The organism is Limosilactobacillus balticus, assembly GCF_014145615.1.
Taxonomy (GTDB): Bacteria; Bacillota; Bacilli; order Lactobacillales; family Lactobacillaceae; genus Limosilactobacillus; species Limosilactobacillus balticus.
Genome location: NZ_JACIVH010000063.1, coordinates 1 through 19907, shown reverse-complemented (window position 1 = coordinate 19907; position 19907 = coordinate 1). Strand labels below are relative to the sequence as shown.

General features: G+C 40.8%; 17 protein-coding genes. All 17 read left to right on the top strand.

Annotated elements, in window-relative coordinates:
• Positions 1–107: 107 nt before the first annotated feature.
• The 17 genes from alsS (at position 108) to tyrS (ending at position 19251) form a co-directional block, all read left to right on the top strand.
• Positions 108–1787: an acetolactate synthase AlsS gene (gene alsS, locus H5S10_RS04390; RefSeq protein WP_182587327.1), complete on the top strand. Its 1680-nt coding sequence runs from the start codon at positions 108–110 to the stop codon at positions 1785–1787.
• A gap of 16 nt (positions 1788–1803) precedes the next feature.
• On the top strand, positions 1804–2520 hold the full coding sequence (gene budA / locus H5S10_RS04385) for an acetolactate decarboxylase (RefSeq protein ID WP_182588873.1): 717 nt from the start codon (positions 1804–1806) through the stop codon (positions 2518–2520).
• Between the two features lie 181 nt (positions 2521–2701).
• Complete coding sequence (gene purE, locus H5S10_RS04380) at positions 2702–3187, top strand: 5-(carboxyamino)imidazole ribonucleotide mutase (protein ID WP_182588872.1); 486 nt, start codon at positions 2702–2704, stop codon at positions 3185–3187.
• Complete coding sequence (gene purK, locus H5S10_RS04375; RefSeq protein ID WP_182588871.1) at positions 3180–4304, top strand: 5-(carboxyamino)imidazole ribonucleotide synthase; 1125 nt, start codon at positions 3180–3182, stop codon at positions 4302–4304. The genes purE and purK overlap by 8 nt, the downstream gene beginning before the upstream one ends.
• A gap of 71 nt (positions 4305–4375) precedes the next feature.
• Complete coding sequence (purB, locus tag H5S10_RS04370; protein ID WP_065533559.1) at positions 4376–5671, top strand: adenylosuccinate lyase; 1296 nt, start codon at positions 4376–4378, stop codon at positions 5669–5671.
• Positions 5672–5896: 225 nt separating this feature from the next.
• Positions 5897–6616: a phosphoribosylaminoimidazolesuccinocarboxamide synthase gene (gene purC / locus H5S10_RS04365; protein WP_182588870.1), complete on the top strand. Its 720-nt coding sequence runs from the start codon at positions 5897–5899 to the stop codon at positions 6614–6616.
• Positions 6617–6865: a phosphoribosylformylglycinamidine synthase subunit PurS gene (gene purS / locus H5S10_RS04360; RefSeq protein WP_134906637.1), complete on the top strand. Its 249-nt coding sequence runs from the start codon at positions 6617–6619 to the stop codon at positions 6863–6865. It abuts the gene before it with no gap.
• Positions 6866–7546 (top strand): phosphoribosylformylglycinamidine synthase subunit PurQ, encoded by a 681-nt coding sequence (gene purQ / locus H5S10_RS04355; protein WP_182588869.1) that lies wholly within the window; start codon positions 6866–6868, stop codon positions 7544–7546.
• A 3-nt stretch (positions 7547–7549) separates the two neighbouring features.
• Positions 7550–9778 (top strand): phosphoribosylformylglycinamidine synthase subunit PurL, encoded by a 2229-nt coding sequence (gene purL / locus H5S10_RS04350; RefSeq protein WP_182588868.1) that lies wholly within the window; start codon positions 7550–7552, stop codon positions 9776–9778.
• Positions 9754–11208, top strand: coding sequence for an amidophosphoribosyltransferase (gene purF, locus H5S10_RS04345; protein WP_182588867.1), 1455 nt, complete (start codon positions 9754–9756; stop codon positions 11206–11208). The genes purL and purF overlap by 25 nt, the downstream gene beginning before the upstream one ends.
• Before the next feature lie 4 nt (positions 11209–11212).
• Positions 11213–12250 carry a phosphoribosylformylglycinamidine cyclo-ligase gene (gene purM / locus H5S10_RS04340; protein WP_182588866.1) on the top strand — a complete coding sequence of 346 codons (1038 nt, stop codon included), beginning with the start codon at positions 11213–11215 and terminating at the stop codon, positions 12248–12250.
• A 9-nt stretch (positions 12251–12259) separates the two neighbouring features.
• Positions 12260–12832 (top strand): phosphoribosylglycinamide formyltransferase, encoded by a 573-nt coding sequence (gene purN, locus H5S10_RS10280; RefSeq protein ID WP_231796023.1) that lies wholly within the window; start codon positions 12260–12262, stop codon positions 12830–12832.
• Positions 12833–12835: 3 nt separating this feature from the next.
• Entirely contained in the window at positions 12836–14374 is a 1539-nt protein-coding gene (purH, locus tag H5S10_RS04335; protein ID WP_231796024.1) for a bifunctional phosphoribosylaminoimidazolecarboxamide formyltransferase/IMP cyclohydrolase, read from the top strand.
• Between the two features lie 15 nt (positions 14375–14389).
• Positions 14390–15649: a phosphoribosylamine--glycine ligase gene (gene purD, locus H5S10_RS04330; RefSeq protein WP_182588865.1), complete on the top strand. Its 1260-nt coding sequence runs from the start codon at positions 14390–14392 to the stop codon at positions 15647–15649.
• A gap of 95 nt (positions 15650–15744) precedes the next feature.
• Positions 15745–16431: a 2,3-diphosphoglycerate-dependent phosphoglycerate mutase gene (locus H5S10_RS04325; RefSeq protein WP_003665449.1), complete on the top strand. Its 687-nt coding sequence runs from the start codon at positions 15745–15747 to the stop codon at positions 16429–16431.
• A gap of 165 nt (positions 16432–16596) precedes the next feature.
• The gene (locus H5S10_RS04320) at positions 16597–17646 is read left to right on the top strand and encodes a hypothetical protein (protein WP_182588864.1); all 1050 of its coding nucleotides are present in this window, start codon (positions 16597–16599) and stop codon (positions 17644–17646) included.
• Positions 17647–18000: 354 nt separating this feature from the next.
• Positions 18001–19251 (top strand): tyrosine--tRNA ligase, encoded by a 1251-nt coding sequence (gene tyrS, locus H5S10_RS04315; RefSeq protein WP_182587346.1) that lies wholly within the window; start codon positions 18001–18003, stop codon positions 19249–19251.
• Positions 19252–19907 lie beyond the last annotated feature (656 nt).

Below are 19907 nucleotides of genomic sequence, written 5' to 3'. Positions count from 1 at the left end.
GATATACTGCTATGTGAACTTAATCGTTTTCTTGTGAAATCATAAAATAAGGACTAGAGTAAAGGTATATCGTTTTATAAGTTTAATTAGGTAGAGGTGAATGGCTAATGGAAAAGAAACTACATGGTGCCGATATTGTTATTGATAGTTTAAGAAAACACGGGGTTAATCTCGTCTTTGGTATTCCCGGAGCGAAGATTGACCGTTTGTTTGAAGGACTAGATGGTCAAAACAGTGAAGATGCACCTAAATTAATTGTTACCCGGCATGAGCAAAATGCGGCGTTTATGGCCCAAGCTTATGGTCGCTTAACCGGAAAAACAGGGGTCGCAATCGCCACTTCTGGTCCAGGGGTTGGTAATTTAGCAACTGGGATCATGACAGCTAACGCAGAAGGAGATCCAATGTTAGCGATTGGGGGGCAAGTACAACGGAAAGACCTTCACCGCGCAACCCACCAAAGCACGCCTTCAACTGAAATTATGGCACCGATTACGCAATATAGCGCTGAAATTCAAGATCCTAATAACATTTCAGAGATCATGGCCAATGCATTTGAAGCAAGTCAAGCTGCACGTAAGGGAGCAGCTTTCGTTAGCCTTCCACAAGATGTTGATGATGCTGAGGTAGCTGAAAAGCCATTGCCAATTTATGAAACACCTAAGATGGGTCCTGCTGATCCAAACGACTTACAAAAACTAGTCGAATTAATTAAAAATAGTAAAATGCCGGTTATTTTAGTTGGTCAACGAGGGGCAGATGAAGAGATTACGGTAGCTCTCCGCAAATTGTTAAGTGATTATTCATTGCCTGTTGTTGAAACATATCAAGCGGCTGGAGTGGTATCACGTGACTTAGAACAACAATCATACTTTGGTCGAATTGGACTTTTCCGTAATCAAGTTGGGGATCAGCTCCTTCAACAAAGCGACCTTGTTATTGCTGTTGGTTATGATCCTATTGAATATGAACCACGGAACTGGAACAAGGAGGGGAATCTGCGAATTGTAAACCTTGATACCTTGCCAGCTCAAATTGATAACCACTATACACCAATCATGCAACTAGTTGGTAATATTGCTACAAGCTTAACTGAGCTTGATAAGTTACTAAAGGGGTATGAATATCCTGTTGCAGCCACTGAGCAACTCGCTAAATATAAGCAAGAACTTGACCAAGATAAAAAGATTCAAGTACCAGCAAGTGATGATGCCAGTCATCCGTTAGCGGTTGTGCATGCAATTCAAGAAAATGTTACTGATGACATGCATGTTGCGCTAGATGTGGGTTCCCACTATATCTGGATGGCACGACATTTCCGCTGCTACCAACCACGACACTTGTTAATCAGTAACGGGATGCAAACACTAGGCGTTGGCTTGCCATGGGCGATGGTTGCAGCGATGCTTTATCCCGAACATAAATCAGTGGCAGTTTGCGGAGATGGAGGTTTCCTCTTCTCTGGGGCGGAATTAGCGACAGCCGTCCAATACCATCTTAATGTTGTAACGATTGTATGGAATGATGGTGGCTATTATGATATGGTTAAGTTCCAAGAAGAGATGAAGTACCCCCAAGCAGCTGGTGTTAAGTTTGGCAATGTTGATATCGTTAAGTACGCTGAGAGTTTTGGTGCAACTGGACTACGGGTAAATGAGCCGGCTGATCTTACTAAGGTAATCAGCCAAGCCTTTAATATTGATGGCCCGGTTGTGGTAGATATTCCAGTTGATTACAGTAACAATAAAGAATTAGCTGCCAACTTGATTGATTCACAACTTGGCTAAGAGGGGAACAAAGATTATGACAACATTATATGAACACGGAACGTTAGCTGCGTTGATGGCAGGAAATTTTGATGGCACAATTACTGTTAGTGATTTGTTAAAACATGGTTCGATGGGAATTGGAACTTTTACTGGATTAGACGGTGAGGTTGTTATCCTGAATAATGAAGTGTACCAGGCCGTTTCAAGTGGTCAAGTTAACCACATTATAGATATGGATGCTACAATGCCATTTGCTTCAGTCCATTTTCCTGCTGAACAACAGGATATAACATTAAGGAATGTAAACTTTGCTAAACTGAATAATGATTTTGTTAAAGAACATAAGCTTGCTAATGTTTTTGCATTCTTACAATTGAGTGGTGAGTTTAAGCACGTCAAAATTCGGATTGCTCCGAAGCAAGAAAAGCCATACCCGACTTTACTCGATGTTGCGCAACACCAACCTGAGTTTACGGCTGAAAATATTTCTGGGACCATTATCGGTTATTATGCACCAGACATTTTTGGCACGATTACGGCAGCGGGCTGGCACCTTCATTTTATTAGCGATGATCGGCAATTTGCTGGACATCTTCTGGCCTTTGATGCCCCTAAATTAACAGGAAGCTTTGAAATTTTTGATAACCTCGAACAACATTTGCCAATTCATAATAAAGAATTTCGGGCGAGTGAAGTTGATATGGCAACTTTACGTGATGGAATTGCCATATCGGAGGGTAATGCTGAATAGAAGGCTTAACTATCTATTTTTTCGAAGGTGGGACTGAAAACTCGCATGTGAGTTCAGTCTCATTCTTTTTTTACTTGTTTTATACGAACTATTTTGCTATTTTTACATTTAAAGTTCGAATGTATATTGAATTACGGAAAATGATTTGCTATCCTTAAAGCAGATTTGAGGAGGCATTGTTATGAGTGATATTAGTGTTGTGATGGGCAGTAAATCAGACTGGCCAACTGTTAAAGAAACTTGTGATATTTTAGATGAATTTGGTGTTTCATATGAAAAAAATGTGATTTCTGCTCATCGAATGCCAAATGAAATGTTCGCGTTTGCGCAAAATGCGGTTGATAATGGCACTAAAGTAATTATTGCGTGTGCCGGGGGAGCAGCCCATCTTCCCGGAATGATTGCAGCCAATACCCCCCTGCCAGTAATTGGAATCCCAGGACAGACAAAGGCTCTTGGTGGTATGGACTCGCTTTTATCAATTGTTCAAATGCCAGCGGGAATTCCGGTGGCAACTACCGCGATTGGAAAAGCAGGCGCTAAAAATGCTGCGTTATTAGCATTGCAAATTCTGGGGATTACAGATAAGCATATCCAACAACAAATCATCAAATACCGGCAAGCGATGCACGATCAAGCAAAAGAAAGTGGGCAATATCTTGAATAAATTTATTCCACAAGGCTCAACTATTGGCATTATTGGTGGTGGCCAATTGGGACAGATGATGGCATTGGATGCCAAACAGACGGGAATGAAGGTTATTATTTTAGATCCGACACCTCATTGTCCAGCGGGGCAGGTGGCTGATGAACAAATTGTTGCTCCTTATGACGATACTAAAGCGATTGAAAAGTTGGCTGATAAAGCGGATGTATTAACCTACGAATTTGAAAATGTTGATTTAAACGCCTTAGAAGATGTGCAGGATCGCGTTTATTTTCCCCAGGGAACTAATTTGCTTTACTCGACCAAAAATCGTTTACGGGAAAAGAATTTCTTACGTCAGGCAGGGGTAAAGACAGCACCTTTCATGGCAGTGCATACTTCGGCTGAATTAAAAGATGCGGTAAAGAAAATTGGTTACCCGTCAGTTTTGAAAACCAGTGAAGGGGGATATGACGGACACGGGCAAGAAGTGTTACGTAATAAGGACGATCTCGATAAGTGTGCACCTATTTTAGCCACTGGCGACTGTATCTTAGAGGGATGGGTTCCTTTTAGCCGCGAATGTTCAGTGATGGTCGGACGTAATGAAGATGGGGAAATAACGGTTTTTCCTGTTTCAGAAAATATTCACCATGATGAAATTCTACATTTAAGCGTTGTCCCCGCAAGAATTTCTCCCGAATTACAAAAAAAGGCGCAAAAAATAGCGGTGAAGATTGCCCAAGCTATTAATTTACGAGGAATTTTAGGGGTTGAAATGTTTGTAACAGATGATAGGGAGGTCTATATTAACGAACTTGCTCCTCGTCCGCACAATTCAGGTCATTATTCAATTGAAGGTTGTAACTTCTCACAGTTCGCCATCCATAACCGAGCAATTTGTAACTGGCCACTCCCACAAGTAGAGTTATTAAAGCCGGTGGTAATGGTAAATGTTTTAGGTCAGCATGTTAATAGAGTCCGACAACAGATTCAGAAAAAGGCAAATTGGCATTTTCATGATTATGGGAAAGCAGAAGTCCGTCATAACCGGAAAATGGGCCACGTTACAATCTTGACTGATGATATTGAAGCTACTTTAGCAGAAATTGACAATACAGGAATTTGGGGTGCATAAAGTTCGGCTTTACGTAACCGCTTTTCCTGTGCGATAATACATTTAGAAAAAATAGAGAGGATTTTTAACTGATGATTGATCGTTATACCAGTCCAGAGATGAAAAAGATTTGGAGCTTAGAAACACAATACCAATGTTGGTTAGATGTTGAGATTGCTGCTGATGAAGCGTGGAGTAAGCTTGGCCATATTCCAGCAGAAGATGTGGAAAAGATTAAAAAGAATGCCAAGTTTTCTGTGGAAGGGATTGCAGAGATTGAAGCAGTGACCCATCATGATGTGATTGCTTTTACCCGTGATGTTTCTAAATCATTGGGGCCTGAACGAAAGTGGGTTCACTACGGAATGACGAGTACAGATGTAGTTGATACTGCACAAGGTTTGCGTTTAAAAAAGGCGAACGATATCCTTCGGCAAGATATTGATAACTTTATGGATGTCCTTAAAGAGTTAGCCGAAAAATATAAGTACACAGTTTGCATGGGACGGACACATGGTATCCATGCTGAACCAACAACTTTTGGCTTGAAAGCTGCTCGGTGGTATTCAGAAATGAAGCGTAATAAGGAACGTTTTGAGCATGCTGCTAAGGGTGTCGAAGCGGGTAAAATTTCTGGTGCAGTAGGAACTTTTGCTGAAATTGACCCATTTGTTGAGGAATATGTCTGCAAAAAACTTGGCTTACGTCCTCAAGAAATCTCCACACAAGTTCTTCCTCGAGATTTGCATGCTGAATATATTGCTACCATTGCGCTTATTGGAACAAGTATGGAAGAAATGGCAACCGAAATTCGCTCGCTGCAACGAACGGAAATCCATGAAGTTGAAGAACACTTTGCCAAGGGACAAAAAGGATCTTCTGCTATGCCACATAAACGTAATCCAATTGGCTCAGAAAACATTACAGGTTGTGCGCGGATGCTTCGTGGCTTTATGGTCCCAGCTTATGAAGATGTTTCACTTTGGCATGAACGGGATATTTCTCATTCCAGTGCAGAACGAATGATTTTACCAGATGCCACTTCATTACTTGATTACATGTTGCGGCGGTTTGGACGAATCTTAAAGAATCTTGATGTATTCCCTGAGACAATGAAGAAGAATATGGATAAGACATTAGGCTTGATTTACAGTGGTCGGGTTCTTTTGAAGTTGGTTAACAGTGGGATGACTCGGGAAGCAGCTTATGATTTGATTCAACCATATACCGCTAAGTGCTGGGCAGAACAGATTCCATTCCGCCCACTATTGGAGGATGACCCAACAATTCAAAAGCAATTAACTAAAGAAGATCTTGACGATGCCTTTGATTACCACTGGCACCTCCGCCATGTTGATGATATTTATAAGCGATTAGGCTTAGACTAATTTAAGCTAGTTTAAGGAGGCTAGACGAACAAAAAAGTTTGTCTAGCCTTTTTTATTATGCTTTGTTTATCAAAATACGAACTATCAAGTGGAATAATCGAACAAATATCGTAATTTGTGTTGACAAAAGGGAGAAGGGGAGAGTATATTGTTGTCATGAAATATCGAATTAAATTTCGTGCATTGTGATAATTGTTCGTGTTTTGTTGAAAGGAAGTTCCATAAATGGAGAAGTTATTGTATACCGGCAAGGCAAAGCAGATGTGGCAAACGGAGGATCCAGCAGTTTTACGGGTAGTTTATCTGGATCAAGCTACCGCCCTCAACGGAAAAAAGAAGGATCACTTTACTGGTAAGGGTGGGGCTGCTAATGCTATTTCTTCACTCGTTTTTGCTTACTTAATGAAGCAGGGAATTGAGACCCACTTTATTAAGAAACTATCAACTAACGAAGACCTGGTAAAAAAATGTGAGATGTTTCCGCTTGAATTTGTAACGCGAAATGTAATTGCTGGGCATTTTGCGAGTCGGTATGGACTTTCAGAAGGGGAAGAGCTTCCTTCACCAGTTGAGGAAACGTTCTATAAAAGTGATGAACTTAATGACCCATTTATCAATGAGTCCGCAACGATTGCTCTTAAGATTGCCAGCAAAGAGGAGCTTGCACAAATGTGGGGGATCTGTCGGAAGGTCAATAACTTACTTAAACCATTATTTGCCCAAGCTAATTTACGGCTGGTTGACTTCAAACTCGAATTTGGCCGTTTAAGTGATGGCAAGATCATTCTTGCAGATGAATTTTCGCCAGATAACTGTCGGTTATGGGATCTGACAACTAAGCAACATATGGATAAAGACGTATATCGGCGCAAACTTGCTGATTTAACCCAAACATATGATGAGGTATTGGAACGGTTAGAAGCAGTGATTAAGGAGGGAGCATAAATGGTTAATGTTCGGATTTTCGTAACATATAAGCAATCAGTCTTTGATCCGCAGGGAGAAACCATTAAGGACGCAATCCATTCTCTAGGTCATGATGAAGTAAAAACTGTTAAAGTCGGAAAATTCTTTGACGTTACCTTGGATACAAATGAGGATGAGGTAGCGACGGCAGTAAAAGAAATTGCTGATCAGCTCCTTGTTAACTTCAACATGGAAACTTATACATACCAAGTTATGGAGGAAGCCTAGATGAAAATTGCGGTGGTTGTTTTTCCGGGATCCAATTGCGATGTGGATTTATATGAAGCCCTTCATTCAGTTTGCCATGCAGATGTGGAATATGTTTCTCACCAGCAAAAAAGTTTAGCCGGTTTTGATGCTGTGATGTTACCAGGCGGATTTTCCTATGGTGATTATCTACGAGCTGGTGCAATTGCTCGGTTCACCAATATCATGCCTGCAATAATCAAAATGGCCAATGAGGGAAAACCGGTCTTTGGAACGTGTAACGGATTTCAAATTTTGACAGAAGCAGGTCTTTTGCCAGGCGGACTCAAACGCAATGATAACCAACGTTTTGTTTGCAAGGCCGTTCCTTTAGAAGTAGTGAACTCGCAAACTCTTTTTACTAGTCATTACCAGGATCACGAACGAATCGTATTACCAATTGCGCATGCCGATGGTAGTTATTATGCGGATGAAAAAACACTAGATGAACTTGAAACAAATAATCAAGTTGTTTTTCGTTACGCGACTGAAAATCCCAATGGTAGTTTACACAACATTGCTGGAATCACCAATAAACAAGGAAATGTCTTAGGCATGATGCCCCATCCTGAACGAGCAGTAGAAACTATTCTTGGTTGTACGGATGGCTTACGGTTATTTGAGTCCTTGTTAGCAAACGGCAGAATTAAAGTGGAGGCATAGTTAATGAAGCAAGCAATGACCCCAGAAGAGATTAAAGAAAAGAAACCATACTTAGAGTGGAGCTTGACTGAAGCAGAATACGATTACATTCGTACCCAGCTTTTAGGGAGATTACCAAACTATACTGAAACCGGTTTGTTTTCCGCAATGTGGAGTGAGCACTGTTCATATAAGAAGTCAAAGTCAGTACTGCGTCTCTTCCCCAACAAAAATGAACGAGTATTACAGGGCCCGGGAGAAGGAGCAGGGGTTGTAGATATTGATGATGGACAAGCAGTGGTATTCAAAGCTGAGAGCCACAATCATCCGACAACTGTTGAACCTTATCAAGGAGCGGCAACCGGTGTCGGTGGAATCCTGCGAGACATTTTCAGCATGGGGGCACGACCAATCGCTTCCCTTGATTCACTCCATTTCGGGGAATTAAATAATTCAACAACGCGGATGAAAGTAACTAATACTGTTCGGGGGATTGGGGATTACGGTAATTGTATGGGAATTCCTACAATTGCAGGTGAAACAACATTCGATCCATGCTACCAGGGTAATATTCTATGTAATGCAATGAGCGTTGGCTTAATGGATCAAAAAGATATCCAGCAAGGTCGCGCTGCCGGAATTGGAAATGCAGTGATGTATGTCGGTGCTAAAACTGGCCGTGATGGAATTCATGGGGCCACCTTTGCTTCAGCAGACTTTAATGATGAAAATATGACGCAACGTTCGGCAGTTCAAGTTGGTAATCCTTTTATGGAAAAACTCTTGTTAGAAGCCTGTCTTGACCTTATTAGAAATCATCCTAACTGGTTAGTAGGAATCCAGGATATGGGGGCAGCGGGAATTGTTTCTTCAAGTGCAGAAATGGCTTCCGAAGGTAAAAGTGGAATGGAGCTAAATTTGGATCTTGTTCCGCAACGTGAGCCTGGGATGTCAGCTTATGAAATTATGCTTAGTGAATCCCAAGAACGGATGCTCCTTTGCGTAAAAAAAGGCCATGAAGAAGATGTCAAAAAGATTTTTGACTTTTACGATCTTGAAGTAGTCACAATTGGCCGGATTACTGCGGGTCATGATTATGTTCTCTTTCATGATGGTGAAGAAGTATGTCATATCCCAGTGTCGAGTTTGACGGATGACGTACTAGAAGAAGAAAGTCTAGAAAAAAAGCCTACGCGGATTGAATTAGCCGAACAGCAGCCAAAGTGGCTTCCAACTATTGATAACGCTGCTGAAGTTTTAACTGCCTTGCTTGCTCAGTCAACGATTGCGGATAAAAGTAGTCTTTATCAGCAATATGATTCTCAAGTCCGGACAAACACAGTGACTGGTCCAGGGAGTGATGCTGGGGTTCTACGGATTCGTGGAACACATAAAGGGTTAGCGATGACAACTGATGGGAACGGTCGGTTTGTTTACCTTAGTCCAGAAGTTGGTGGACAAATTGCCTTAGTTGAAGCGGCTGCCAACATAATTGCCAGTGGCGCCGAACCGTTAGCAATTACTGACTGCTTAAATTATGGTGACCCAACTGATCCAGAAATTTTCTGGGAACTTCATCAATCTGTCCAAGGAATGGCTGATGCTTGCCGTGAATTTAATACCCCGGTTATTTCTGGGAATGTTTCTTTATATAACGAAAACAATGGGCAAGCAATTCATCCGACGCCGATGGTTGGAATGGTTGGTCTAATTAAAAATATTGATCGCGTAATTCCTTCGTTTGTCCAACACCCGGGAGATAAGGTTTATCTAGTGGGCCAAACTCGTGATGATTATGCGGGGTCTGAGTTGCAAAAAATGATGACCGGCGATATTAGCGGAATTGTTAAGACATTTGAACTTCACCATGTTCATCAATATATGCGGCAGTTACTGACGACGATGGAGAACGGTCTTGTTTCCAGTGCACATGATTTGAGTGAAGGTGGCCTCGGAGTAGCCTTAGCAGAAACGGTCTTCAAAACTGATTTAGGATTAAAAATTGACTTTGCTGATCAGCCCGCAGCTCGCCTGTTTAGTGAGACTCCTGGAAGGTTTATCGTGACGGTTGCTCCTAAAAAGGCAACTGAATTCGAACAGGCATTAGAGAAAGATGCGCACCTAATCGGAGAAGTTACGAATAGTCACTGGTTAATGGTTAAACTGGCAACTGGTGAACTCAATGAAAGTGTTGCAAAATTACAAAAAACATGGGAGGAGGCAATTCCGTGCCAACTGAAATCAAAGGATTAAATGAAGAATGTGGGGTCTTTGGAATCTTTGATGCGGCTAACGCTAGTCAATTAACCTATTACGGCCTGCATACTCTTCAACACCGCGGCCAAGAAGGGGCAGGGATTGTTTCAACGGACGGAACGGAGCTTTATCAGCATCGTGACCGGGGATTGTTGGCGAAAGTATTTGCTGATCCGGCTGAGCTTAAACGATTAAAAGGAAACGCTGCGATTGGCCATGTGCGCTATGGGACAAGTGGACATAACTCGATTGCTAATGTTCAACCCTTTCTTTTTCACTTTCATGATGGTGCCGTTGCCCTTGCCCACAATGGAAATTTAACTAATGCGGTTACCCTTCGTCGTGAATTAGAAAATGAAGGGGCAGTTTTTCAGTCAGATTCTGATACGGAAATTTTAATTCACCTTATCCGGAAATATATTAATGAAGGTTTTATTCCTGCTTTGAAGAAAAGTCTCAACCTTGTCCATGGTGGATTTGCTTACCTATTACTACAAAAAGATCGATTAATTGCGGCGTTGGATCCTAATGGGATTCGTCCTTTATGTATTGGAAGGTTAGAAAATGGCGCTTATGTTGTTGCTAGTGAGACTTGTGCTTTAGACATTATTAATGCTCAATTTGTGCGTGATGTTTTGCCAGGAGAATTAATAGTTATTGATAAAGATGGGTTACATATTGACCATTACACTACCCAAACCCAGTTGGCAATTTGCTCAATGGAGTATATCTATTTCGCCCGTCCCGATTCTATTATTCATGGGGTAACGGTACATAATGCGCGTAAACGAATGGGAAAGTTATTAGCAAAGGAACATCCGGTTGATGCTGATATGGTAATTGGAGTCCCTAATTCATCATTATCTGCTGCTAGTGGGTATGCTGAAGAAAGTTGCCTTCCATATGAAATGGGACTAATAAAGAGCCAATACGTTGCGCGGACGTTTATTCAACCAACTCAAGAGTTGCGGGAGTTAGGCGTTCAGATGAAATTATCAGCTGTCCGCGGAGTTGTAAAAGGAAAAAGAGTGGTAGTAGTCGACGATTCGATTGTACGCGGAACAACTTCTAAGCAGATTGTCCAAATGCTAAAAAGAGCTGGGGCCAAAGAAGTTCATATGCTGATCTCCTCACCACCATTTAAGTTTCCATGTTTCTATGGAATTGACGTATCAACGCGTTCAGAACTGATGGCTGCTCATTACTCCATTGAAGAAATGCGGCAGTTAATTGGTGCAGATTCTCTTAATTTTTTGAGTATTAATAGTCTAATCAAAGCAATTAACGTACCAGATGCAGGAGATGCTCCTAATGGTGGACTTACCGTGGCTTATTTTGATGGGAAGTACCCAACGCCGCTTTATGATTATGAAGAAGGATACCGAAAGTCGTTAAGCGAACAAGAGCAATTGGCAAGAAAGGGGTAAGAGGATGAGTCGTTATCAAGATGCAGGGGTGGATGTAAATGCCGGGTACGAACTTGTTCACCGTATTAAAGATGCAGTCAAATCAACTGATCGCCCAGGTGTGATTGGGGGAATTGGCAGCTTTGGGGGGATATTTGATTTAGAAAAATTACAGGTACGGCATCCGGTTCTTGTCGCTGGTACTGATGGTGTGGGTACGAAACTCTTAATTGCTCAACAAATGAATAAGCACGATACAATCGGGATCGATGTTGTTGCAATGTGTGTTAATGATGTCCTGGCACAGGGAGCGGAACCAATAACATTTCTCGACTATATTGCGACCGGCCATAATGATCCGGCTAAGATGGCAGCGATTATTAGTGGAGTAGCGACTGGTTGCCGAGAAGCTGGGGCGGCTTTAATTGGTGGAGAAACAGCAGAAATGCCAGATATGTATGCAGCCACTGAGTATGATCTGGCGGGAACAGTAATAGGAGTAGCAGAAAAAGAAGAACTTCTTACCGCTGCTGGACCACAAAAAGGTGATGTTTTACTTGGCCTCCCATCAAGCGGCTTGCATTCCAATGGCTTTTCCCTTGTCCGGCAGATCTTATTTAAGGACAATCACGTCAAATTAACTGATCGCCCAGAAGCATTGAGAGGAAAGACGGTAGGAGAAACGATCATGACTCCTACTAGGATTTATGTTCAAGCGGTCTTACCCCCAGTACATCGCAAATTAATTCATGGGATTAGTCACATTACTGGTGGAGGATTGATTGAAAATGTTCCCCGGATGTTTGGGAATAACTTGCAAGCGGTAATTGATCCTAGGCGGTGGCCACAACTTCCAGTATTTGACTATTTGCGTGTGCTGGGAGACCTTACTAAGGAGGATTGTTTCGAAGCATTTAACATGGGAATAGGAATGGTCTTAGCAGTGGCACCAGATCAAGTAGCGCAAGTTCAAGAGATACTATCAAATAAAAACATGACAAGTTATCAAATTGGTTATCTTCGTCATTGTTTACCAGATACAAAAAAGATTGTTATCAAGTGAGGGTTGTAAATGAGAGTCGCAATTTTAGCATCAGGAAACGGAACGAATTTTGAAGTCTTAGCACAGCACTTCAAAAATAATGATCTTCCTGGTGAATTAGCATTATTATTCTGTAATCATTCAGATGCTCCAGTGATGAAAAGAGCTGCCCGACTGGGAATCCCGGCAGAAAGCTTTACGGTCAAATCTTGTGGGGGAAAACAGGAATACGAGGAAAAATTATTGGGAGTGTTGAAAAAGTATCAAATTGACTTTATTGCCCTTGCTGGTTATTTACGAGTAATCGGGCCCACTATTTTGGATCATTATGCTCACCGAATTATTAACCTTCATCCAGCATGGTTGCCAGAATATCCGGGACTACATTCGATTGAACGGGCATTTGCTGATCAGCAAGCACAGACAGGTGTAACCGTGCATTATATTGATGCGGGACTCGATTCTGGCCCGATTATCGCCCAAGAACACGTCCCGATTTTACCAACCGATACTATTGAAACCTTAGAAGCACGGGTTCATGAAACTGAACACCGGTTATATCCTGAAGCACTAAAGCAGGCATTAGAAAAGGAGCAACATTAAATTATGAAAAGAGCATTAGTAAGTGTTTCTGATAAGCAAAACCTAGTCCCATTCGTCAAAGGATTAGTTGAAAATAACTTTGAAATTATTTCGACTGGGGGGACGAAGCGGGTTTTGGACGAAGCGGGAATTGAAACAATTGGTATTGAAGATGTTACTCATTTTCCAGAAATTCTTGATGGTCGCGTGAAGACCCTGAATCCTTATGTTCATGGGGGACTATTGGCTCGCCGGGACTTACCAGAACACATGGCGACCCTCGAAAAGCTTAATATTACGCCAATCGATTTAGTCTGCGTTAATCTTTATCCATTTAAAGAAACAATCGAAAAGCCAGGAGTAGAATTAACCGATGCAATCGAAAATATTGATATTGGCGGTCCAAGCATGGTCCGTTCAGCTGCTAAAAATTATCATGATGTAACAATCGTGGTGGATCAAGCCGATTACGATGAAGTCTTAGCCCAGATCAAAGAAGATGGTGAAACATCATTGGCAATCCGGGCACGCTTAGCAGCAAAAGCCTTTCGTCATACGGCAGCCTATGATTCCCTCATCTCTCAATACCTTACAAAACAGACAGGGCTTGAAGATCCAGAAAAATTAACTTTAAGCTGGGATTTAAAAGAAACAATGCGTTATGGCGAAAATAGTCACCAAAAGGCTTGGTTATATGAAGACGCGCTTCCTAAAGATTTTTCAGTTTTACAGGCTGAACAATTACATGGTAAGAAGCTTTCCTACAATAATATTAAAGATGCTGACGAAGCATTACGGTGTATTCGCGAATTTGATGAGCCAACAGTGGTAGCGATGAAACATATGAACCCATGTGGCATTGGGCGCGGGGATAGTTTGGTTCAAGCTTGGGATCGTGCCTATGAAGCTGACCCTGTTTCCATTTTTGGGGGAGTAATTGCTCTTAATCGCCAAGTTGATTTAGCGACTGCCGAGAAAATGCACAAAATCTTTTTAGAAATTGTCATTGCCCCCGGCTTTGACGATGATGCATTTGAGTTACTGGCAAAGAAGAAAAATATTCGTTTGCTGCGTCTGGACTTCAGTAAGAAGGATGAACCAACTAAACATGAAGTTGTTTCAGTAATGGGTGGAATGTTATTGCAGGAACAAGACACGCTTAAGGAAGATTACCACGACTGGCAATGTGTTACTGAAAAGCAGCCAACAGAGGAACAGCTTAAGACATTAATGTTTGCCTGGAAAGCAGTTAAGCATGCCAAATCAAATGCAATTGTCTTAGCAAATGATGAGCGAACGTTAGGGGTAGGAGAAGGTCAACCTAACCGAATTGATTCATTAAAAATTGCCGTAAAACATGCTGGCGAGGCAATTGATGACCGGACAGTGATGGCATCGGATGCTTTCTTCCCATTTGGCGATTGTGTTGAATATGCGGGTCAAAATGGCATTAAGGCGATTGTTCAGCCAGGGGGATCAATTCGCGATCAAGAATCAATTGAGATGGCAAATAAATACGGAATTGCAATGGTCACAACAGGCATTCGTCATTTCCGCCATTAAAGCTAGGAGGGTATCATGGAAAAGCAGGTCAACGTATTAGTTGTAGGTGAAGGCGGTCGTGAATTTGCCGTGGCGAAGAAATTACAAGAAAGTCCCCGTGTTAAGCAAGTTTATTGTGCGCCAGGTAATGTGGGGATGTCGACTGTAGGAGTGGTTCCCATTGCAATTGCGGAAACTGACTTTGCTAAGCTGATTCAATTTGCTAAAGAACATAATGTCGCGTGGACATTCGTGGGCCCTGAGGATTGCTTGGTTGATGGGATTGTTGATGAATTTAAAGCCGCTGGATTAAAGATTTTCGGTCCTGATGCGCGGGCTGCCCAATTAGAAGGATCAAAAGACTATGCCCTTAATTTTATGAATAATTATCATGTTCCCACTGCCCGCCATGCGACATATCGGGATCAAACGGCAGCAATTAATAACGTTGGGCAATTTGGCTTTCCAGTAGTAATTAAAGAAAATGGTTTAGCGGGAGGAAAAGGGGTTGTCATTGCAAAAGATCATGTAGAAGCAATTAGGATAATCAAAGAAATGTTTGTCAATGGGCAGGCACGGCTTGTGATTGAAGAATGTTTATCGGGTCCCGAATATTCGATGTTTGTTTTGATTAGTAATGAGCACTACCGAATTTTACCCATGGCTCAAGACCATAAACGAGCATTTGATGACGATAACGGACCTAATACTGGCGGGATGGGTGCTTATAGTCCCTTGCCACAACTTTCATCAGCTGTTCGACAACGGATGGTTGATGAAGTGCTTAAGCCAACAATTGATGGTTTGGTGACTGGTGAGTATCACTACCATGGAATTTTATATATTGGCCTTATTTTGACTGATGATGGTCCAAAAGTAATTGAGTATAATGTTCGTTTAGGTGATCCAGAGACACAGGTGATTTTACCCCGCATGAGAACGGACTTATTTGAACTTGTAGATGCAGCAATTAATGATCGACCATTACCAGAAGTTGAAGAAAATGAAGATGCTTGTTTTGGTGTTGTTTTGGCATCGAAAGGATATCCGACTAAGCCAATCCATGGACAAAAGCTGGGAACATTTCCCCTTGATTCTAATGTCACTATTGATTATGCAAATGTTGCTGGGACGATTAATGATTTGAAAGGTGCAGGGGGGCGCTTGTTAATGGTAATCGGGAAAGATGATTCTCTTCAAAAAGCCCGTGATCACGTTTATGACTATTTAAGCCAGCTTGATGAACCTGAATGTTTTTATCGTCATGACATTGGTGCAAAAGCTGGACTACAATAATTTCTTCATCACTATTGGCATTTGCAGGGGAATGGATTAAAATAATATGGTAATGCTGTTTATAGCGATTTTAAGAAGAAAGAGGTCAATTGAACATGGCTAAATTAGTATTAATTCGTCACGGTCAAAGTGAATGGAACTTATCTAACCAATTTACTGGTTGGGTTGACGTTGATTTAAGTGAAAAAGGTGTTGAACAAGCAAAGAATGCTGGTAAAGCACTTAAGGAACACGGCATTGAATTTGACTACGCATACACTTCTGTTTTGAAGCGTGCTATCAAGACTTTGCACTATGCTCTTGAAGAATGTGACCAATTATGGATTCCTGAATACAAGACTTGGCGTTTAAACGAACGTCACTATGGTGCACTTCAAGGCCACAACAAGCAAAAGGCCGCTGAAAAGTACGGTGACGAACAAGTTCACATTTGGCGTCGTTCATACGATGTGTTACCTCCATTGCTAAGTGCTGACGATGAAGGTTCTGCTGCAAAGGATCGTCGTTACGCTAACTTAGACCCACGTGCTATTCCTGGTGGTGAAAACTTGAAGGTTACTTTGGAACGTGTTATTCCATTATGGCAAGATGAAATTGCTCCAAAGCTTTTGGACAACAAGAATGTTATCATCGCTGCCCACGGTAACTCTCTTCGTGCATTGAGCAAGTACATCGAAAACATTTCTGATGAAGACATCATGAACCTTGAAATGGCTACTGGTCAACCAGTTGTTTACGACTTCGATGACAAGCTTAACGTATTAAGCAAGGAAAAGTACTAAAATAAATTTACGATATTAAATTTGGAGAGGCGGGAAAGTCAAATTTCTAACGCCTTTTTTTGTAGCTTTTTTGAAAAAATATTGAAGATATCGGCGAATAGATTGAGCTTATAGTGAGTTGTGGTATGATTAACACCAGAATCTAATAAGGTGGAGAGAAATTAAATGAAAATGGAAAAACAACGCACACTCCCAATGAAGGAATTCTTCACTTCATTGAAGGAACTGGTAAAGCCTAACTATTTAAAGGCAATGTGGCCAGTTGCAGGAGTATCAATTATTTTTATTGCTTTAGCAGCAATCTTAACGCTCCTTAATTCAAACATTGCTGCCTCATTGAGTATGACGATGATGATGGTAATGTACGGAATGGCTTCCCCAGTTGCAATTTTATTCTCATTATTAGAAATTATAGGGATTGTTGCCATTATTGCTGTGTTAGCTTTCTTCTATACTTTCTTTACAGTTGCTACTCAATATACATATCAGGATAAGCTGGCTCATCCAGAACAACCAGTAAGTGCTGGCTCGATCTGGATGCACTATAAGCACTTACGAAAGAACCAAGTATGGCGAATTATTCTTTATATTGGCCTATTCACTTTCTTATGGAGCTTGCCACTCAATATTGTTAATGCATTGCTTTTACCACACCTATCAGGAGTAGCTGCTGTTTATACAGGGTGGGTAATTCGAATTCTTAACGATATTGTAGTATTGTGGAAGAGTATTGAATATTCCCAGTCATACTTCCTTTATCGTGAAAAACAACCACAATTCCTTGGCCAATCAATGCGCTATGCTTTAACGGCTAGTCGGCGGTTCATGACTGGACGAAAGTGGAACTATTTTGCAATTCTGTTTGTCTTGGAATTCCTTCCAATATTTATCTGGACTTTAATCTTTGGTGGATTGGCATTTTATGGGGTTTACACGGCAACCTATGTTCTTACCTATATTGGAATTGTCTTAGTGATTGTTGGTATCGCCTGCTACCTTCCAGTGGTATATGCAATTCTTGCTTTGTACTACAACAAGGCTCGAGCTGGAATAGAAATGGATGTTCTCTTTAAAGATACTTTTAAGCCAGTAGCCGAATTAACCGGTGAAGCTTATGTTCATGAAGTATATGTAGAAAAACAACCCAAAAAACAACCATCACCAACTGTTAAGCGCGATGATGAGAAGAAGCACGAAGCAAAAAAAGATGAATAGTAAAACGAAAAGCTGAAGGGTAACGAAATCTCTTCAGCTTTTTTTGTATTTTAAATACTTCTTGACAGTAATTGTTAATTCCATGTACAATGACGGCAATAACCAAAGATGAAGAAGTAATTTTAGTAGTAAGCGGTTGGACATTTAGGAAGCAAGTGGTAACTGTAAACTTTGCCAATGCCGTTGTACGAATTACACTTACGGAGTCTTTCAGTATTTGAACGGATCGTCTCGTTATCGACTAGAGTGGTAGCTATTTAGCTGCAAATCAAGGTGGTAACGCGGTAAATCGTCCCTGACTTCATTATTTGAAGTTGGGGATTTTTTGTATCCGAGAAATTTATGGAGGTAAACATGGATATTCTTAATGAACTAGAATGGCGTGGGGCTATTAACCAAGTTACAGATGAAGAAGGCCTACGCAAATTAACATCAGAAGATAAAATTGCTCTTTACTGTGGAACGGATCCAACCGGGGATAGTCTTCATATTGGACACTTAATTCCATTTATGATTTTGAAACGATTCCAATTAGCTGGCCACCACCCAGTAATTATTATTGGGGGAGGAACGGGTGCAATTGGTGATCCATCCGGTCGAAAGTCAGAACGGCAGCTTCAAACAATGGATCAAGTTCACCATAACGAAGAAGCGTTAACTGCTCAAATGAAGAAATTGTTTGGTACTGAAAACTTCACGATTGTAAACAACTATGAATGGTTATCAAAGATTAGCTTATTAGATTTCCTTCGTGACTACGGTAAACTGTTTAATATCAACACAATGTTAAATAAGGAAGTAGTGGCTAGTCGGTTAGATGCTGGTATTTCATTTACTGAATTCACTTACCAAATTCTTCAATCAGTTGATTTTCTTCATCTTTACCGCCACAATGATGTTCAATTACAAATTGGTGGCTCCGATCAGTGGGGAAACATCACTGCCGGAATTGATTTGATTCATAAGGTTGAAGGACCAGATACTAAGGTTTACGGACTTACCATTCCATTAATGCTCAAAGCTGATGGAACTAAATTTGGTAAGACCGCGGGTGGTGCAATTTGGCTTGACCCAGAAAAGACTTCTCCATACGAATTTTATCAATTCTGGATTAACCAAGATGACCGTGATGTTATTAAATATTTGAAGTACTTTACATTCTTATCAAAAGAAGAAATTGATGATTTGGCAGAAAAAGTTGAGAAAGAACCATGGAAGCGGGAAGCTCAACGTCGCTTAGCCCAAGAAGTAACTAAATTTGTTCATGGTCAAGAAGCAGTTGAAGAAGCAGAACGGATTAGTAAAGCGTTGTTCTCTGGAGATGTTGCTGACCTTTCTGTTGCAGAAATTGAACAAGGCTTTAAGAATATGCCTTCAGTAGATGTAGAAAATAAGAAAGAAAATATTGTTATTTGGTTAACTGATAATGGTATTGAACCTTCACGCCGCCAAGCTCGGCAAGATGTATCAAGTGGGGCTATCAGGATTAATGGTGAAAAAGTTGATGATGTTGATGCGGAGATTGATCCCCTAGCGCATTTTGATGGTAAGTTTGTAATTGTCCGAAAGGGTAAGAAGCACTATTACTTAGCTCGCGTAAAATAAACTAGACCAATTGTTAGTAAATACGTTCTTAAAAGATAATTTAAGGACGTATTTTTTATTTTCAGATCCAAAAAAACAGATTTTATTTATTCGAAAAATAAAAAAGTTCAGTTTTAAAAAATAAATTAAAAAAGTTGAAAAAAGGTGTTGACGAAAGAATGAAATCCATGTATAGTAGTTATCGTTGTCAAAACAGTTAAGTGCTGTTGAGATGGTTTAACAAAAAAGTTAAAAATGACTGTTGACATCTGATTGACGACATGATATATTAATAAAGTTGCTGATTGAGTTATCGATCAAAAGAAATTCGAAATTAATTAAAATTTCTTCTTGACAAGCTAATCCGATACATGTTATAATAAATATGTTGATTGGCTGCTCGGTTAGCCAACAGGTAGACCTTTGAAAACTGAACAAAGTTTCGACGAATCAAATGTGTAGGGTCTTCAATCACGATGTGATTTGAAGCAAAAACATTTGCGAAGTCAATTCGCTTGATAACAAAGATAATTGAGAGCTATTCAAGTTCTTATATATATTATATGAGAGTTTGATCCTGGCTCAGGATGAACGCCGGCGGTGTGCCTAATACATGCAAGTCGTACGCACTGGCCCAACTGATTGATGGTGCTTGCACCTGATTGACGATGGATCAC

Excerpts from the sequence above, each read along its gene's own strand:
- alsS (WP_182587327.1), top strand. The coding sequence starts at position 108 with ATGGAAAAGAAACTACATGGTGCCGATATTGTTATTGATAGTTTAAGA.
- budA (WP_182588873.1), top strand. The coding sequence starts at position 1,804 with ATGACAACATTATATGAACACGGAACGTTAGCTGCGTTGATGGCAGGA.
- purE (WP_182588872.1), top strand. The coding sequence starts at position 2,702 with ATGAGTGATATTAGTGTTGTGATGGGCAGTAAATCAGACTGGCCAACT.
- purB (WP_065533559.1), top strand. The coding sequence starts at position 4,376 with ATGATTGATCGTTATACCAGTCCAGAGATGAAAAAGATTTGGAGCTTA.
- purC (WP_182588870.1), top strand. The coding sequence starts at position 5,897 with ATGGAGAAGTTATTGTATACCGGCAAGGCAAAGCAGATGTGGCAAACG.
- purS (WP_134906637.1), top strand. The coding sequence starts at position 6,617 with ATGGTTAATGTTCGGATTTTCGTAACATATAAGCAATCAGTCTTTGAT.
- purQ (WP_182588869.1), top strand. The coding sequence starts at position 6,866 with ATGAAAATTGCGGTGGTTGTTTTTCCGGGATCCAATTGCGATGTGGAT.
- purL (WP_182588868.1), top strand. The coding sequence starts at position 7,550 with ATGAAGCAAGCAATGACCCCAGAAGAGATTAAAGAAAAGAAACCATAC.
- purM (WP_182588866.1), top strand. The coding sequence starts at position 11,213 with ATGAGTCGTTATCAAGATGCAGGGGTGGATGTAAATGCCGGGTACGAA.
- purN (WP_231796023.1), top strand. The coding sequence starts at position 12,260 with ATGAGAGTCGCAATTTTAGCATCAGGAAACGGAACGAATTTTGAAGTC.
- purH (WP_231796024.1), top strand. The coding sequence starts at position 12,836 with ATGAAAAGAGCATTAGTAAGTGTTTCTGATAAGCAAAACCTAGTCCCA.
- purD (WP_182588865.1), top strand. The coding sequence starts at position 14,390 with ATGGAAAAGCAGGTCAACGTATTAGTTGTAGGTGAAGGCGGTCGTGAA.
- H5S10_RS04325 (WP_003665449.1), top strand. The coding sequence starts at position 15,745 with ATGGCTAAATTAGTATTAATTCGTCACGGTCAAAGTGAATGGAACTTA.
- H5S10_RS04320 (WP_182588864.1), top strand. The coding sequence starts at position 16,597 with ATGAAAATGGAAAAACAACGCACACTCCCAATGAAGGAATTCTTCACT.
- tyrS (WP_182587346.1), top strand. The coding sequence starts at position 18,001 with ATGGATATTCTTAATGAACTAGAATGGCGTGGGGCTATTAACCAAGTT.